Here is a 16,397-nt window from a genome sequence, read left to right on the forward strand (position 1 = left end):
TCCGAACTAGTATGGGTTGAAAACCGTTTAGATGAACTGTGGATAGGGGTGAAAGGCCAATCAAACTCGGTTATAGCTCGTACTCCCCGAAATGTATTTAGGTACAGCCTCGCATTAGTGTTCCGGAGGTAGGGCTCTGATAGGGTTAGGGCCATTACAGTGGTACCGACCCCTGACAAACCACAAATGCCGGAAACATGATGTGCGGGAGTGAGGCCGTGAGAGATAAGTTTCACGGCCGAGAGGGAAACAACCCAGACCAACAACTAAGGTCCCCAAGTAAATGCTAACAGATAAAGGATGTTGAGTTGCTGAGACAGCCAGGATGTTGGCTTAGAAGCAGCCATTCATTTAAAGAGTGCGTAATAGCTCACTGGTCGAGCGATTCAGCGCCGATAATTTCCGGGACTAAGCATTTCACCGAAGTTTTGGGCTCATTTAATTATGAGCGGTAGGGGAGCATTCTATAGGCGTTGAAGGTGTGATGTGAGTCATGTTGGAGCGTATAGAAGAGCAAATGTTGGCATAAGTAACGATAATTATGATGAGAATTCATAACGCCGAAAGTCTAAGGTTTCCTTGAGCTCTGTTCGTCAACTCAGGGTTAGCCGGCCCCTAAGGTGAGGCCGAAAGGCGTAGTCGATGGGAATCAGGTAAAATTATAATATTCCTGAGCCACCAAATCAATAAAAGTGACGCAAGTAAAAGTTATTGCGGGGTTAATGGCTATCCCCGTAATGAGCAAGCTTGCCGAGAAAAGCGAGATTTGGTGACCGTACCGCAAACCGACACAGGTAGACGGGTTGAATATACTAAGGCGCGCGAGTGAGTCGCGGTTAAGGAACTCGGCAAATTAACCCCGTAACTTCGGGAGAAGGGGTACTCTGGCAACAGAGTCGCAGTGAAATGGCCCAGGCGACTGTTTAACAAAAACACAGCACAATGCTAACTCGTAAAGAGGACGTATATTGTGTGACACCTGCCCGGTGCCGGAAGGTTAAAAGGAGGGGTTAGCGTAAGCGAAGCTCCGAATTGAAGCCCCGGTAAACGGCGGCCGTAACTATAACGGTCCTAAGGTAGCGAAATTCCTTGTCGGGTAAGTTCCGACCTGCACGAATGGTGTAACGATCTGGGCACTGTCTCAACCGCGAGCTCGGTGAACTTGTGGTACCGGTGAAGACGCCGGTTACCCGCACTGGGACGGAGAGACCCCGTGCACCTTTACTATAACCTAATATTGGGTTTGGCTATAACATGCGTAGGATAGGTGGGAGGCTTTGAAGCAGTGCTTGCGGGCATTGTGGAGCCACCGGTGAAATACCACCCTTGTTATAGCTGAATTCTAACCCGGCGAAGTGGATTCGCGGGAACAGTGTTAGGCGGGTAGTTTGACTGGGGCGGTCGCCTCCTAAAGAGTAACGGAGGCTTACAAAGGTCACCTCAGCACGGTTGGTAATCGTGCTAAGAGTATAAAGGCAGAAGGTGGCTTGACTGTGAGACTTACAAGTCGAGCAGGTGCGAAAGCAGGTCTTAGTGATCCGGCGGTTCCGTGTGGAAGGGCCGTCGCTCAAAGGATAAAAGGTACGCCGGGGATAACAGGCTGATCTTGCCCAAGAGTTCACATCGACGGCAAGGTTTGGCACCTCGATGTCGGCTCATCGCATCCTGGGGCTGGAGAAGGTCCCAAGGGTTTGGCTGTTCGCCAATTAAAGCGGTACGTGAGCTGGGTTCAGAACGTCGTGAGACAGTTCGGTCCCTATCCAGTGTGGGCGTAAGATACTTGAGGGGACCCGCTCTTAGTACGAGAGGACCGGAGTGACCGGACCTACGGTGTATCTGTTGTCACGCCAGTGGCATTGCAGAGTAGCCATGTCCGGACAGGATAAGCGCTGAAAGCATCTCAAGCGCGAAACCTACCCCAAGATTAGGTATCTCTAAGGATCCAAGTAGATGACTTGGTTGATAGGCTTTAGGTGTAAGCGTAGCAATACGTTCAGCCGAGAAGTACTAATAATCCATGGGCTTACCGAATTAATGAGTTGTTATACTCATCGCTCGAATGCGTTTGACGATTTTTCCTTCCTCAGCCAAATTAATTTTTTGCTTGGTGCTTTTGCCGCGGTGGGTACACCTCTTCCCATTCCGAACAGAGAAGTTAAGCACCGTTGGGCTGATGGTACTGCATGGGCGACTGTGTGGGAGAGTAAGTCGGTGCCAAGCTAATATAAAAAAACCCTGTATGATTCATTTCATGCAGGGTTTTTTTTGTTGGTGTAATTGAGATAAAAATATCTATATTTGTAGAACTTGTTTTTCAAATATTCTATACTTAAAATCTATATGGAAAATTTAATTATCATTGCATTGTTTGGCATATTAATAGTGCTAATAATCATTCTTGTTTTATTAATATTGAATTTCAAAGCTATAATGGCTAGTAATCGAGAAATCAAAGAATCAATATCTAAAGTTGTTGAGACTTTAAATGAAGTAACAAAAATTGATTAAATCAATATAATCTGATGATTGATATAATAAAATATTATAAGGATTGTGTTTTTGCGGATTCGACTGACTCTATAATAGCAAGGGTCGGAAATAATAACGGCAATCCGTTAGAATATATTAGATTGGAAAGTACCGAGCTTATATTTGAAAGGGAACAGCCCGGCTTAAATGATAACGAAATGGAACAAGTGCAATTATTTATTAGTAATGTGATACATGCTAATAATCAACAAATTGACTTTTGGTATGGATATCCAATTGTTTTTTTCTCAAAGAACAACAAAGATTACATTCTCCCATTATTTTATATCCCACTTAGTTACAGTAATGATTTTACTCCGTCTTTTGTACCAACAGAAAAGATAAGATTGAATCAATCATGTTTAGACATATTACAAATTGATGTTGAAATCGCTCGAAATCTTGCTGAATCATTCGGTTTATTCGCAGAGACAAATACCCCACAAAGCTTTTCATTATTTGCCCATCAATTTAACCAAAATTTTGAGGATATTCCTTTAAATGTGCGTCAAAACCCAAGTATTTGGTTTCAGCAAATTATTATTCGTTCGGAAAAGTCTAATTATACAAGAGGATTGATTGAAGAACTTGATATTTTATCTAGGAAAGATAAAGAGCAATTTAATAAATCTTGCCTTTCCAGCTTTTTTGGTCAATATGCACCTGAAGAATGTGAAAAGAATCAAACTGAAGATATTTATGAAATTTTTAGTTTGAATGAATCGCAAAGAAAAGCTGTCACTTTGTCATTAAAAGAAAGAATTACAGTTATACCAGGTCCCCCTGGCACAGGGAAATCACAAGTTGTAGCTTCAATAATAGCTAACGCTTTTTTGAAAAAGCAGAAAGTTCTATTCGCAAGCAAAAATCATAAAGCTGTCAGAGTAGTCGAAGAAAAATTAAATAATTTGTTGAATAATAAATTGCTTTTAAGGCTGGGTAATAGAGATAATAATGGTAATGAGCTATTACCTGATTTTATTCAATATCTTAATTGGTTAGATAATCCAAACCATGGGAACGAATTTAATAATGATATTTCACAATTGAATAAAGAATATAAAAATTTGATTGAGGAACGAAAAAAAATTGAATCACAATATCATAATCTTTTAGATATTAAAAGAGATGTACTGAATTATTCTATTACAATCAAACGCGATGAAAATTTCCGAAGTATTTTTGAGAAGTTAAACAAAAATACTGTAGTTCGAGGGCAGCTTTTAAATCGAAATATTAAAAAAATTGCGAATTACATACGAATGATGTCAAAAGTTAACCAATTTGCAAAATTTGAAGACTTAATCAATAGATTAACAGAGATTAATAAACAGATAGTAGAGACATCTGTACTAATTTTGAAATGCGAATATAATCAGTTACCCCAAATAGTCATTGCGAATGGTAATCTACAAATACTTCATAATCTGATTAATATTCAAAATAGTATTTTGAACGGTAATTTGAATTCACAAGAATGGGGACATTTAGTTAATCAAAGAGATGCCTACTATCTTCAAACCCCCCTTTTGTTTCCTGCATTTAGCGTTACCAATTTAAGTATTAAGGGGCAATTCCCGCTTGAAGCCGGTTGCTTTGACTTAGTAATTATTGATGAAGCGAGTCAATGCGATATTGCTTCAGTTATTCCTCTTTTGTATAGAGCAAAAAGGTGTGTCATTCTCGGGGATAAAATGCAACTGAAACATATCCCAAATATGCCAAATACTTTATCAGTTCGATATCTTTTGAAATATAATTTAGAATCAAGGTTCGATTTTTGCGAATCTTCCCTTTACGATTTTGCTTTATCAAGTGTAAAAGAAGATTCGAAAATTACGCTTAATGAGCATTTCAGGTCACACATTGATATCATAACATTTTCAAATAAACATTGGTATTCAAATCAATTAATGGTCTCGACAAATTATAACAATCTTGTTAGTCAAGAAAAAATTGGAATTGAATGGGTAGATGTACAAGGGGAAGTACGAAATGAAAATGGAACAAGTGCTTTTAATCAAAATGAAATTAACAAAGTCGTTCAGGTGGCTAATAGCTACTTGAACAATTCGGATTTTCACGGTGATATTGGGATTGTTTCTCCATTTAGGACGCAAGCAAATAAAATTAGAATAAGTTTGCCTCCAAACAATGCAAGATGTTTAATTGATACAGTTGTAAAATTTCAGGGCGATGAAAAAGATATTATTATTTTTTCACCGGTATTAAGTAATCCTATCCCGCATAACGTATCTTGGTATTTGAAGGAAACATGGCATTTGTTGAATGTCGCTATTACAAGGGCAAAATCGAAATTAATAATTGTCGGAGATAAGCAAGCTTGTTTGAATTCCGGAATAGAACATTACGTTGATATCGCCAATTATGTTGACAATTTGCAAAATGGTACAAACCCATATTTACAAGATGATACTTTAAATGAATCAGAATATGAAAAAATGCTTAGAATTGCTATGCGTCAAAATAATATAATTCCACATCAGCAATATTGGATTGGTCCTTATAGAGTAGATTTTGCTTTTCCCGAACCTGTGAAATTAGTCGTGGAAGTTGATGGATTGCAGCACAGAGAAAATGAAAATTTTGATATGATTAGAGATTACAGATTAAGAAATCTTGGTTGGGAAGTTTTAAGATTCTGGACCTTCGAAATTCGGGACGATTTGCAAAATTGTATAGAAAAAATCAAAGAACATCTACTACGAATTAATCATTGATGTAGTCTTTGTTTTTTTCCCTCACACCCTCAACCGTCCCCGGAAACCACGAGAACCGTAGTAGGATTCGGCACCATTGTGATACATGAAGACTTGGTCGTAGCGACGGTCACAGAAGATGGCGCCGCCCAGATTGCGGATTTCGGGCGGAGTAAGCACCCAACTCGAAGTTTTCGTGTCGAAATTTCCGAGCAACTGAAGCTCGCGATACTGCTCCTCCGTCAAGATTTCGAAGCCCATTTCCGCCGCCATCGAAAGAGCATCATTTTTGGGCTTGTGCTCCTTCCGCGAATCCAGCGCCCGGCGGTCGTAACAAATGCTGCGACGCCCCTTGGGACTTTCCGGCGAACAATCCACGAAAATGAATTCGCCCGACTTTTTATCATGCCCGATGACATCCGGCTCGCCACCGCTTTGTTCCATCTCATTGAGCGACCACAACTTTTCGGCATTGCCCTCCAACTTCGCCAGAACGTCAGCCCATTTCAGCCCCGAATGTCGCTTCATATTCTTCTCGAAACGTTCTTTCAAAGTCTTGAGCAATTCGTCCCTTTGCTCGTGCGACAAAACCTTCGCATTTATTTTAGTCATCACACATTTTCCTATCTTTTCAAAAATACTAACTCAGCCAAAAGTGGCTAACTCAAATATAAGGAAAAAATTGTGATTTATCGTTCCGTTGTAAATACTCTAATTCTCTCGTCGTTTACGCAAAGTTATGATGTCCATTCGTAGGTATTTTTATCAATAGGCAATTCAGAAGCCTTAGATAGCTTAGAATAACCATAAACTAAAACTACTATCACCGCAAGTGCCATAAAAAGGAAAGCAAGAATATAAAGGGCTTTGTTCTCTATTATATTAACAGATACATTGAGGGTTAAATGAAAAAGTGATGCGATAAGCAAACTACCTCTTGAATTGTTGCAAGCCCAAGTTACTAAAACAGTAAAAGAAACACCTATGATTGCATAAGCCAAAAAAGGAATTTCCTCAAATCCTATACCTGCAAACCAAAGCGGAGAATGCCATAAAACCCATATTAATCCAAGTAAAATACTTGCTCTTAAGGCGCTCGTCCTCGATTGCAACCTTGGCAATGCAAACCCACGCCAGCCAAGCTCTTCACCCATCGCTCCGGTAATCGTAATCATAATCATCAATGCAATCAAGCCGACAGGATCATACATGATGTCATTTACAGGAGCAACGCCAAATAAAAGCTTATAAATAAAAATGCTCATTGCCGCTAAGATTAAAGGAAAAGTGGTAACAATATACCAAAAAGCAGAAACTTTAAATTTGAGCCATCCTTTCAATAGCTCCGTGATTCCACCATTGCGTTTCAGTACTATTGCTAAAACTAAAAATGCAGCAATATTAGGAACCCAGGAACCTATGATGAGAAAAGGTTCAACCGGTATTTCCAAATCAATCCAACCATAGTTTTTAGCTATTGCAACACTTATTAGTCCCCATGCAAGTATGAAGGCAATAATAAAGAAGCTTATTAAGGGCTTATTGTTAGAAGATTTCGTTTCCATAACACATTCCTATTAGTTTATATTAATTCCTTGTTAAAAAATTTATTCACCAATATCTTAGAATTCTTATTGCCACATTAAAACTTGTAGTTTGTGAATCAAAATATTACTATTTACTATATCACCTTCTCCAACTTAACTAATTTATCTACAAACTCACAATTAATAATTTGCAAAAATAAAATATTTGTTAAATATTACCAAACAAAAAAGCCCAATACAATTTTGCATCAGGCTTTATATTTAAAACAAACTTGTGTCCCGTCTGTGTTACAAAGACGAGAGCGTTACACAGTTGCCTTCATTATATTTTCGAATCTTGTGTTGCTAATAGGGTGGTGACTTATGATTTTGCCCTCGTTTAAAATGCAAAATGTTCCAAAAGCGCAGGGCGATTGTTGGACAGATTCTGCATCATCCATTTCAATCAATGTGGGCTTGAGATTCATATTTTTCGCTGTCTGAATTATTGAATCAACATTTTTGACGGAATATGGGCATTGTGGCGACCGAGTAATTATCAAACCATCGGCATAATTATCAGTTGAATTAATTTTAAATTTTGGATTTTCATATTTATTATTAAATTTGAGTGCTAAAAGTTCAAAATCTGGTGCCGCCGCTTCGACTGAAGAAAATCCCTTTTTAATAAAAATATCTTTATTTGCCATAAATGAACCTTTGCGAGTAATAACAGCGACTCCTTTCATCTTCTGAGTTTTAGAATCATTTATGCATTCATCAATTAGTGCTGAGGCATATCCTAAGCCTTTGAACGCTTTTTTGAATCCTACGAAAATGCAATGGATAAACATATATCCCGTGGCGTCAACCGGGCGGTGAGCGTATTCGCCCGGAATGTATTCGAGCATTCCTTGGTATCCACCTGATTCGGTGATTATTGCCTTTATCCGCAAACCTTTGGGATAATATTTGGAGACCCACTCAACTTTTCGTTGTAATTCTAAATGTTTGTTTATATCTTTGTAACCACAAACACCATATTGAGCAATGTTTTCCGGTGTGAGGTCAATAATCTCAAAATCTTTATTATTTAATTCCATAGTTTTCATCTACATCTTATCAATAAATATCAACAAAATTAAGTAAATTTCAATTATCTGCAAAATCAATAGCCTTTATTACTCTTTGCAATTCATCTTGATTGTCCAAATTTATGATTATTAGATTTTCAAGTTTGCCATTTAACTTCAGTTGCTCAATTTCAGATTGTAGAGGGGAATCATCAAACCATAAGAAGTCATTTGTCATATCAATTGCTTCTGTCTTTAGCGTAGTCCAAGTGGTCGCTTTTATCGTAGAAATCATTTCCATTATATTCTCATCAAGGAATTTGGATAAATGCTCAAGCACTTTCCTAGATTCACCTTTGCAATGCGTCGTAAGCCAATAGCAATCAAAGGATTTAGTGAGATAATCCAGAAATTCGTGCAAACCGTCTGCCTGCCGCGTATTTCGTTTAGTTAAGATGACGCCATCAATATCAATATATGCTTTTATCATTGTTTATATATCAACCTTTCACTTCGCCCTGTGGAAAAAAATGATTATTTGCCCCACAGATTAAACAAACACCGCGATGAACACATAACAAATGACCGCACGAGCCGCAAGTCCACTTCTCTTTTTCTTGCAAAATAAATTCACTTAGCCCTATTTCGCTAATTGTCCTCAGGTTTTGAATTGGGCTTTCTCCGTATTTGGTGATATATCGCTTGTCTAAATCTTTAATTCGTCGGCAAGGAAATTTTTCGCATGTATTACATAGCAAATTTTCATCACCATCCTTTTCCGGACAAGATTTTATACTACAAACTGTGCAATGATAGGGTTTATTCCCGGTGCTTAAACACCCGACGCACTTATTTTTCTCTCTTTGGAAACCCATACAGAGGTCGCAGATTACTCCGCACGGGGCGATGCTTGCGTTTTTCATATCTACCTATCTACCTATCTACCTATCTACCTATCTACATCTTCTCAATAAATGACTTTACAAACTTACAAAAAAACTTGGAATAACAATAAACCACCAACCTACTTCTTCCTAAGCGTTGTAATATACTTAGAAAACCTGGTCTTTCGCTTCTTAATCCATTTGCCGATATGATGGTCATCTTCATCTTTGTTGCTATAATTCTGCTCACCTAACAACATCGAAAAGGGTTTGAGTTCGGTGTATTCGTCGCATACCACTTTCAGCATGGCAGTTAAAGGCAAAAACAGAATCATACCCGCTATTCCCCAAACCGAAGCACCAATAATGATGCTTAAAATTGAGCTGAATGCGTTAAGTTTCAGATTGCCGCCCACGATTTTCGGCGTCAGGAAATTACCCTCGACAAACTGCACAAACCAAAAGTAAATAGCGATGGAAATTGGCATCCAAATCGATTCATACGATATTAAAGCATATAAGATTGGAATTGACGAACCCAAAAAAGTGCCGACATAAGGGATAATTGCTAAGACTGCGGCTAAAAACCCAAATAGGAAGGGGCTGTCAATGCCAATTATCCACAGCCCGAGACTGTTCATAAACCCCAAAATCAGTACAATTATCATCATCCCGAAAAGGTATTGCTGCCCAACCTGCTGAACATTTTTGAACATTTTCAAAGCCCTATCCCTGTTCTCCGGCGCATAGAAACTGACCATCGCCCGCACAATGCCTTTCTTGTAAATCAGTATCAGGAAGGTGTAAATGATTGCCGACAATATGCCGAAAACGATACTTGCCGTGCTATTGAAAGTTTGGCTTAGCAATGCTCCGGACGACTCGGTAATCCAAACCTTGAACTTCTCTAATAGCTCATCCTTTTCCAGATGCTGAAAAAAGCCAATGTCCTTATTGATGAATACAGTGGCATCGGCAAAGATATTGAGGATTTTTTCTTTAAAATTGCTTAAGTTTTCCGAGAGTTGGATGATTTGAGTAGAGAAGAGAAAAGCGGCACCACCAATAATCAGGAACACACCCGTAATCGAGAGCAAAGCCGACACAATTTCGCTCGTGCCCCACGATTCGAGCTTCTTGGCTACCGGATAGAGTATGAACGCCAACAAGAAGGCAAAAGCGATTGGAATCAGCACTTCTCTTGCCACAATCAAAATCGTAAACAAGCCAATCACTGAGGCTACGACATAGAATAGCTTTTGAAAAGATATATTCATAATCAATTTAGTTTAAATTTATATAATCAGTCCCAAAAATTTGCAAAGAATTTGTTAGCTCTTCCCACACTTTTATCAAAGACCAAATTCTAAGTGAACTATTGTAATGGGGTTTGGGGGGGGATCCTTTCAAGGTTCATATATTTTATGGAGTTTGTATTATTTGAATCATTGTCTTAATAGAGCTGTCTAATTCAGTTTCTTTGAATTGCAAATTGTTATTATTTTCAGGATGATGTATAGTATTTCTTATGTAAGTCATTAGCGTTATATCATACGGAGTACTTACTTGTCCATTATGTAGCTTTTTCCATTGTTTAGATTTCGTCTGGCCTTTACTTATAAAGAATTTTTCAATATTTGCCTCTGTTAACGCTGCGTTCTTTTCTTGTAAATATCCGTAAAGTTCATTGTGAAACTCAAAGGTTGGCAAGTTATATGCTTGAAAGTTAATTTCACCCCATGATGGACTCCAAGGAAATAATCCAAAGTTATTACCCGTGTTTTCAATTTTTATATTGCCTGTATCCTTTTTTGTAATTAGCACTTCAATATTCTGATTAGCAATACTATTCTTAAAAAAATAAGGAGAGTGTGTTGATACAAATACTTGATTATTCATAGAAAGTCCAATCAAATAATTTAGGAATTTGTTTTGCAGTGTCGGATGTAAATGCAACTCCGGCTCATCTATAATGACAATAAAATTTTCTTTTGACAAGGAGGCTAATGTTTCAAGAAATAAGAGTGAAATTATCATTTCAATTCCTGAACCAAGTTGAGAAACAGGTACTTCTAATTCGTCTAATTTTTGATTGAGATATGCAGTGTCAAATGGTGCATTCCCATCAAAAAATGAAATGCCTATTTTTTCTATACCTAAATTTTCAAGCTTGTTATTTAAACTTATGAACGTCTTCTCTATTGACTTTTCGTCGACTTTCTGGATAATTTCATTTTCAATTGATTGTTTTCTTGTAATAAAATTATCTAGAAGTGGGGTGATTTGTTTTTCACTTTCTTTTCTTAATTCCTTTATAAACCGCCAATTAAAATCATCATAAACAGATGAAATTGAAGAATTAAAACCTTTTTGGATTTGCTTTTCTCGATTTTTACCATAGTAATAGCTTCGTGGCAGCCCTTCAGTTTCAATAGGAAAGTTTAAAAGTCTATTATCAAATTTGAATTTTGTTTTATTTTTCCTAACAATTTCCCAACCTTGTTCATTAATTCTCGGTCTAACTGGAACAACTATATGTTCAACTACCACAATATCAGAAAATGCTTTGCCACTGCCAGCTCTGTCACGTTTTTTTACTTTCAAATAAACTTTATTGCATTCAATTTCCTGTTTTTGAAAACCGTCAGGCAATATTGCTTTAAAAGGTGTTTGAAACTCTAATGTAATTTCAATCGGATTGTCTTGTCCTTTGTAGAAGTCAGTATGCTTAATTCGACCTGATAAAAAACTTGGAGATAGAGCAAAATTCACTGCTTCTAAAATTGAAGTTTTTGAAGTCCCATTATTACCAATCAACATTGAAAGATTTTTCAACTTAAACGCTGGTAAGTCCTCAATACCTCTGAAATGTTTAATTGAAACTGTTTCTATTTTCATAACCTATCCATTTGATTGTAAGAGTGCTTAATAATTATATTAATTACAAAAGTGACCTATTATTAAGCAAATTATTGTAATTAAAGTTTTTTATTTCCTACTTCGCTCTTTTTCATTATTTCTTCAATCGTAATAATGAGTTCATTTATATTATATCCTTTCATAACATAGATTAATGTGCAATTGTTTTCTTTGCAAAGCCGTTCTTTTCTTTGATCACGTTCTACAGATTTTTTGTATGCCTCATGACCACCAAAAAAGTCAATTGGTTCATAATGCTGTTGCCCCTGATATTCGATAGCAATGTTGTGTTTGGGAAAATAAATATCTATATGTTGACGACCAAGCCAATTGGGTGAAGCATGATGAATAACTTCATCTTTAACAAAATAGTTAGTGAGCAAATAGAATAGTTCTGTTTCACTAATCCAACCTTCTCCTACTTTGGGCATTCCAATAGCTTCTCTGTATAAGTCCTCACCTTGTTTTAAGATTAATCTACATTGATTAAAAATAGCCTTTTCGACAACGTGAGGTAATGGATTTTGATAGCCTGATTTTAATTGGTTGTCATCAATTGTTTTGTAGTGCTCATATTCAGCCATGGAGAAAAAAAAATCTTTGTAATAGTCTCGACTATATTCGTAAAAATTTCCTGTGTCTTGACTTTTCAATTCATCTAAAAATGATTCATTGCTATTAATACCATCCATTTTATTAATATTAATAGGTAAACCATTTTGGAGAAATAAGTCAAAAAATCTAATTCCTTTATCTAACTTATATCGTTTCAGCCGTTCTTCTGCAAACGGTATAATATTGTTTATATTCTTTTGCCCAAACTCAGTTAAATGCCTAAACCCAGCGAGCTTGATAATCAGCTCTGCATCTAATAGTTCACGATTTAGCTTTTTCTCGTACTCAATGATTTTTTTAACATTCAAATGATTGTCCTGTGAAATTATTTTCCAAGCATTTTCAAAATCACCTGATGTTTCCAATTTTGTGATTAATGCAGAATCTGTATATCGTGATGTATTAGGATAATATTTTGCAAGTGCTTTTAAATGATTTTGTAATTCATTAGTCGGTAAACTATGACTTGAGAGTAAATCGTACAAGAGTATGAATGAATAATTATCATTACCCTTAAGATCAATATACTTTCCTTCTAGGAAATGATTCTTGAAATCATTATAGAAGTTTAATTGTTCTGGATTTGCATCAAGAATATCGCTGTAAGAATAAATGTACTTATTATTCCAAGATGGAACTTCTTCTTGAAAATCATAGTATCCCATTTCACTCTTAGGGATATGATTTTCAATTGTATTACTATCATTCCAAAACTTGATTATACCCTTTACCGTCACTTTGGTAAGGTCAATATCCTTTTCGACACTTTTGGGCAGAAATAAGTCACCACCAACATACTCTAAACAACCTAAACTTTTGATTTTGGTATCTCTTAAACTTAATTTTCCTCCCACTTTTTTTAATGAACCCAAATCTTCTATATTCGAATATCTCAAAATCAAATCTTCACCAACATATTCTAAGTTATCTAATGATTTGAGGTTCGAGAAAGACGAAAGTGAAGTAATAAAAAAACTGTTCTTGACAAATTTCAAACAGCCCAAATTCTCAATAATAGAATCGTTCAATCCGAGAGTACCATTTATTTTTTCAATGTAGCCCAGTGATGAAATTTCATCTCCTTTGATGATAATATCTGAATAGATTACATTTGCTTTTGTTATCTTTTCTAATTCGCGAATAGTAAATATTTCTAAAGGCTTATTGTACATTGTTCGACGTTCTAAATTCCCACTTCACTTATCTACATCCCTTCAATAAATGATATTACAAACTTACAAAAAAACTTGGAATAACAAAAAAAATACTACTCCGGCACCCAGACGGAGACGGAGCCGCCTTTGCAGCGGAATTCTCCCCAGCCGGCTTTGTTGGTGGTGATTGTGCCTTCGATTTGCTTGGTGATGTCTATATAGGCGGTGTCGGGGGAGCCGGTTTCCATGTTTTTGAAGCCGTCGTCGCCATTGCTGATTAGAACTGCCATTCCACGCTGTTTGGCGTTTTGCCCGATGCGTGTCCAACCGATGCAGTTTGGGTGGTCGAAATAATCGTACTGGTCACCGTATGCGTGCTCTTTGCGGACTGATAGGAAGCGGTCGATGAGCCACTGGTGGGATTCCATCCATATTTCGTACTCATTTCCGTCGGTGCCTCTGTCCTTGTAATTGGCGCCATAGTAATCGGCTGCAAATACGCAGGGATAGCCGTCGCGCCGTAACAGTATGAGCGCGTATGCGATGGGTTTGAACCAGGCTTCGACGACGGATTCGAGGAATTGCAGTTGCTGCGTGTCGTGATTGTTGACAAATGTCACTGCAAGCGTGGGGTGCTCTTGCACTAGTGTGTCGTCGAAAATGGTCTGCAGATTGAAGTCTTTGCCTTGTTTGCCGGCAGCCGCAAAATTATAATGCAGATGCACATCAAAAAGCATCATGCTTCCGTCGGTCTCTTTGATGAAGTGCTCTAAGGCTTCGCTGATATTCGACCAATACTCGCCCACTGCAAAGAGCTTTCGCCCGCTGTGCTTGCGGATATGGTCCAGCCACTCGTGAAAAAATTCGGAATCCACATGTTTTGTGGCATCAAAGCGGAACCCGTCCACTCCCGTCGTTTTCAAGTACCACTGCCCCCAATAAAAGAGCTCTTTCCGGACATCGGGATTATCGAAGTCGAGATTGCATCCCATCAGGTAGTCGAAATTGCCCAAAGTCAAGTCCACGCTATCATTGAAGGATTTTCCTTCAAAGAGGTAAATCGCATCATTTCTATCATCAAGCTCGTTATGGTCAATAGCGTTAAAATGCCACCAATGCCACTTTAGCGTTGAATATTTATCGCCTCGCCCGGGAAAATTATACTGCGTCCAAGCGCGAATTTCTTGACATTCACCTATTGCTTCTTTTCTGTTCCGGGGATTGAATGGGATGGCTTTGAAGACTTCGGCTTCATCGGCACCAAGCTTATGATTGAAGACCACGTCGGCATACACCTGCATACCCGCTTTCTGGGCTGCTTTTATGCCCGCGAGATATTCGTCGCGAGTGCCGTATTTGGTACGAATGGAATCCTTTTGGTCGAATTCGCCCAAGTCAAAGAGGTCATAGACACCATAGCCGACATCCATTCCGCCTGCTGCACCTTTGTATGCGGGGGGAAGCCACAAGGCAGTAAAGCCAGCCTCGGCGAGCTTTTTAGAATCGTCCGCGAGTTGTTTCCACAAAGTCCCATCACCGGGGGTGTACCAGTGGAAATACTGCATCATTGCACCATTATTCGTTGACATATTTGCTTTATAGTAATTAGTGATTTTCGCTTGTGCTTATCATCTAACTACACGCTTTTACAATGATATAATTGTGGTGGGGAGTCTCGTCAGGTGTTACACCTGACGGGGAGAAGATAATTTTAGTCGAACTCATCCTTAATTCGAGCTAAAAAGGTCGGATTGCTTATTCTGTCTGCAAGTAGAATGGCAAGTCCTTTTATTTTATTCGCCTCTTTCAAGTTATTTTCTGATTTATAAATGTCATAAACCGTTTTGAAACAACTCATATAGTTTGTGTTTTGATAATTCACATTTACCTGATTTGGGTCTGTTGAAAAATTATAAAAAATATAGTCTAACATGAAAATTTCTTGATATAGCAGTCTGTTTTTCTCGGCAAGGTCAAGTTTAGTTGTTGAGTAACGAAAAGCGAGTCCTGACACATAAAGTTGTTTTTCAAAATCATTGTATAGGTGGTTGAATAATGTCATTCCCAAGTATATTGGCTTATTTTCATTGTAATTAATAAGTATGTGGGTAAGAACTTTTTCCCAATTTAACCGATACTCGTCAATGTTTATTTCGCCTAAGTCTAAGGCTTTAACTTTTAACTTATTGAGGATAAATTCTCTATAGTTATCAAGTAGCAGAAAATCAATGTTAATCACAGTAACATCACTTCGTATATTCATCGCATCTTGTAGCATCCATGCCGGATACGTATCATTGTCATGTTGGGTGAATAGAATTGCATTGCTATCAAGTGACATCAAAACATTATAGTTGTAGTTTAAAAGCTGATTAGAAATATAATTGGTTTTATACCACTCTTGATTTGTTTTTTTTCTCAATGTACTATCCACGCTACTTTCAGCATATGAAATTACACTTGAATGAATACCTTCAAAATTTGGATTCATCTTGTAGGCTTTCATGAGGTTATCATAATTACCAGTCCCAATTCCTTGTGTTAAATAGGATAAATAATAATAGGTGAATGTCTGCGGAATGTATTGTTTCATCAAACGTACTACATCACCTCCTTCCATTAAATAGGGCGATTCATTAACAAAATCGGAGCGCCAATCTGCTGTCCCGTGAGCATTTCTGCATGCACGAAAGTAATTGTACCAATTATTCTCTGATAAGCTGTCAAGTTTTAATTCTTTTGCCCAAAGTTCTGCTTGTTCAACATAATAAGCATGTGGTTTTGATTCACGGGCAAATGAAACTTGCTGTTCAGGAATATTTTGCCCATAAGTCCAAGAAGGGGTTAGTAAATAAATAAAAATTATAAGTATGCTTTTTATTTTCATATGTGTTCGTCTTCTTATATATATTCATTACAATTTCATTAACGCAATAGTTTATTCATTATTGAATACATTTGATGTTATATCATTTTT

The 16,397-nt window shown here is 37.5% G+C and carries 11 protein-coding genes and 2 rRNA genes; 3 read left to right on the forward strand and 10 right to left on the reverse strand.

The features are described from left to right. From M9949_11965 to M9949_11975, 3 genes are all read left to right on the forward strand, one after another. Positions 1 to 2,031: ribosomal RNA gene (locus M9949_11965) — 23S ribosomal RNA — on the forward strand; the annotation flags it as partial. Between the two features lie 72 nt (positions 2,032 to 2,103). Next, a 5S ribosomal RNA gene (gene rrf, locus M9949_11970) occupies positions 2,104 to 2,220 on the forward strand. A 467-nt stretch (positions 2,221 to 2,687) separates the two neighbouring features. Further along, complete coding sequence (locus M9949_11975) at positions 2,688 to 5,270, forward strand: AAA domain-containing protein (protein MCO5252117.1); 2,583 nt, start codon at positions 2,688 to 2,690, stop codon at positions 5,268 to 5,270. 21 nt (positions 5,271 to 5,291) lie between these two features. Here the strand turns inward: M9949_11975 and M9949_11980 are convergent, their stop codons facing one another. The 10 genes from M9949_11980 to M9949_12025 form a co-directional block, all read right to left on the reverse strand. Next, positions 5,292 to 5,861, reverse strand: coding sequence for a DUF4256 domain-containing protein (locus tag M9949_11980; GenBank protein ID MCO5252118.1), 570 nt, complete (start codon positions 5,859 to 5,861; stop codon positions 5,292 to 5,294). A 125-nt stretch (positions 5,862 to 5,986) separates the two neighbouring features. Next, positions 5,987 to 6,814 carry a CPBP family intramembrane metalloprotease gene (locus tag M9949_11985; protein ID MCO5252119.1) on the reverse strand — a complete coding sequence of 276 codons (828 nt, stop codon included), beginning with the start codon at positions 6,812 to 6,814 and terminating at the stop codon, positions 5,987 to 5,989. Positions 6,815 to 7,101: 287 nt separating this feature from the next. After that, a complete protein-coding gene (locus M9949_11990) occupies positions 7,102 to 7,878 on the reverse strand; it encodes a YoaP domain-containing protein (GenBank protein ID MCO5252120.1) in 777 nt (258 codons plus the stop codon). 49 nt (positions 7,879 to 7,927) lie between these two features. Beyond that, complete coding sequence (locus M9949_11995; GenBank protein MCO5252121.1) at positions 7,928 to 8,338, reverse strand: hypothetical protein; 411 nt, start codon at positions 8,336 to 8,338, stop codon at positions 7,928 to 7,930. A 10-nt stretch (positions 8,339 to 8,348) separates the two neighbouring features. Continuing rightward, positions 8,349 to 8,771, reverse strand: coding sequence for a DUF3795 domain-containing protein (locus M9949_12000; protein ID MCO5252122.1), 423 nt, complete (start codon positions 8,769 to 8,771; stop codon positions 8,349 to 8,351). A gap of 101 nt (positions 8,772 to 8,872) precedes the next feature. After that, positions 8,873 to 10,009: an AI-2E family transporter gene (locus M9949_12005; protein ID MCO5252123.1), complete on the reverse strand. Its 1,137-nt coding sequence runs from the start codon at positions 10,007 to 10,009 to the stop codon at positions 8,873 to 8,875. A gap of 145 nt (positions 10,010 to 10,154) precedes the next feature. Beyond that, a complete protein-coding gene (locus tag M9949_12010; protein MCO5252124.1) occupies positions 10,155 to 11,630 on the reverse strand; it encodes an ATP-binding protein in 1,476 nt (491 codons plus the stop codon). 80 nt (positions 11,631 to 11,710) lie between these two features. Beyond that, complete coding sequence (locus M9949_12015) at positions 11,711 to 13,438, reverse strand: hypothetical protein (protein MCO5252125.1); 1,728 nt, start codon at positions 13,436 to 13,438, stop codon at positions 11,711 to 11,713. A 95-nt stretch (positions 13,439 to 13,533) separates the two neighbouring features. After that, positions 13,534 to 15,009 carry an alpha-amylase gene (locus M9949_12020; GenBank protein MCO5252126.1) on the reverse strand — a complete coding sequence of 492 codons (1,476 nt, stop codon included), beginning with the start codon at positions 15,007 to 15,009 and terminating at the stop codon, positions 13,534 to 13,536. Positions 15,010 to 15,131: 122 nt separating this feature from the next. Then, positions 15,132 to 16,307 carry a hypothetical protein gene (locus tag M9949_12025; protein MCO5252127.1) on the reverse strand — a complete coding sequence of 392 codons (1,176 nt, stop codon included), beginning with the start codon at positions 16,305 to 16,307 and terminating at the stop codon, positions 15,132 to 15,134. Positions 16,308 to 16,397 lie beyond the last annotated feature (90 nt).

Source organism: Candidatus Kapaibacterium sp. (genome assembly GCA_023957315.1).
Taxonomy (GTDB): domain Bacteria; phylum Bacteroidota; class Ignavibacteria; order Kapaibacteriales; family UBA2268; genus PGYU01.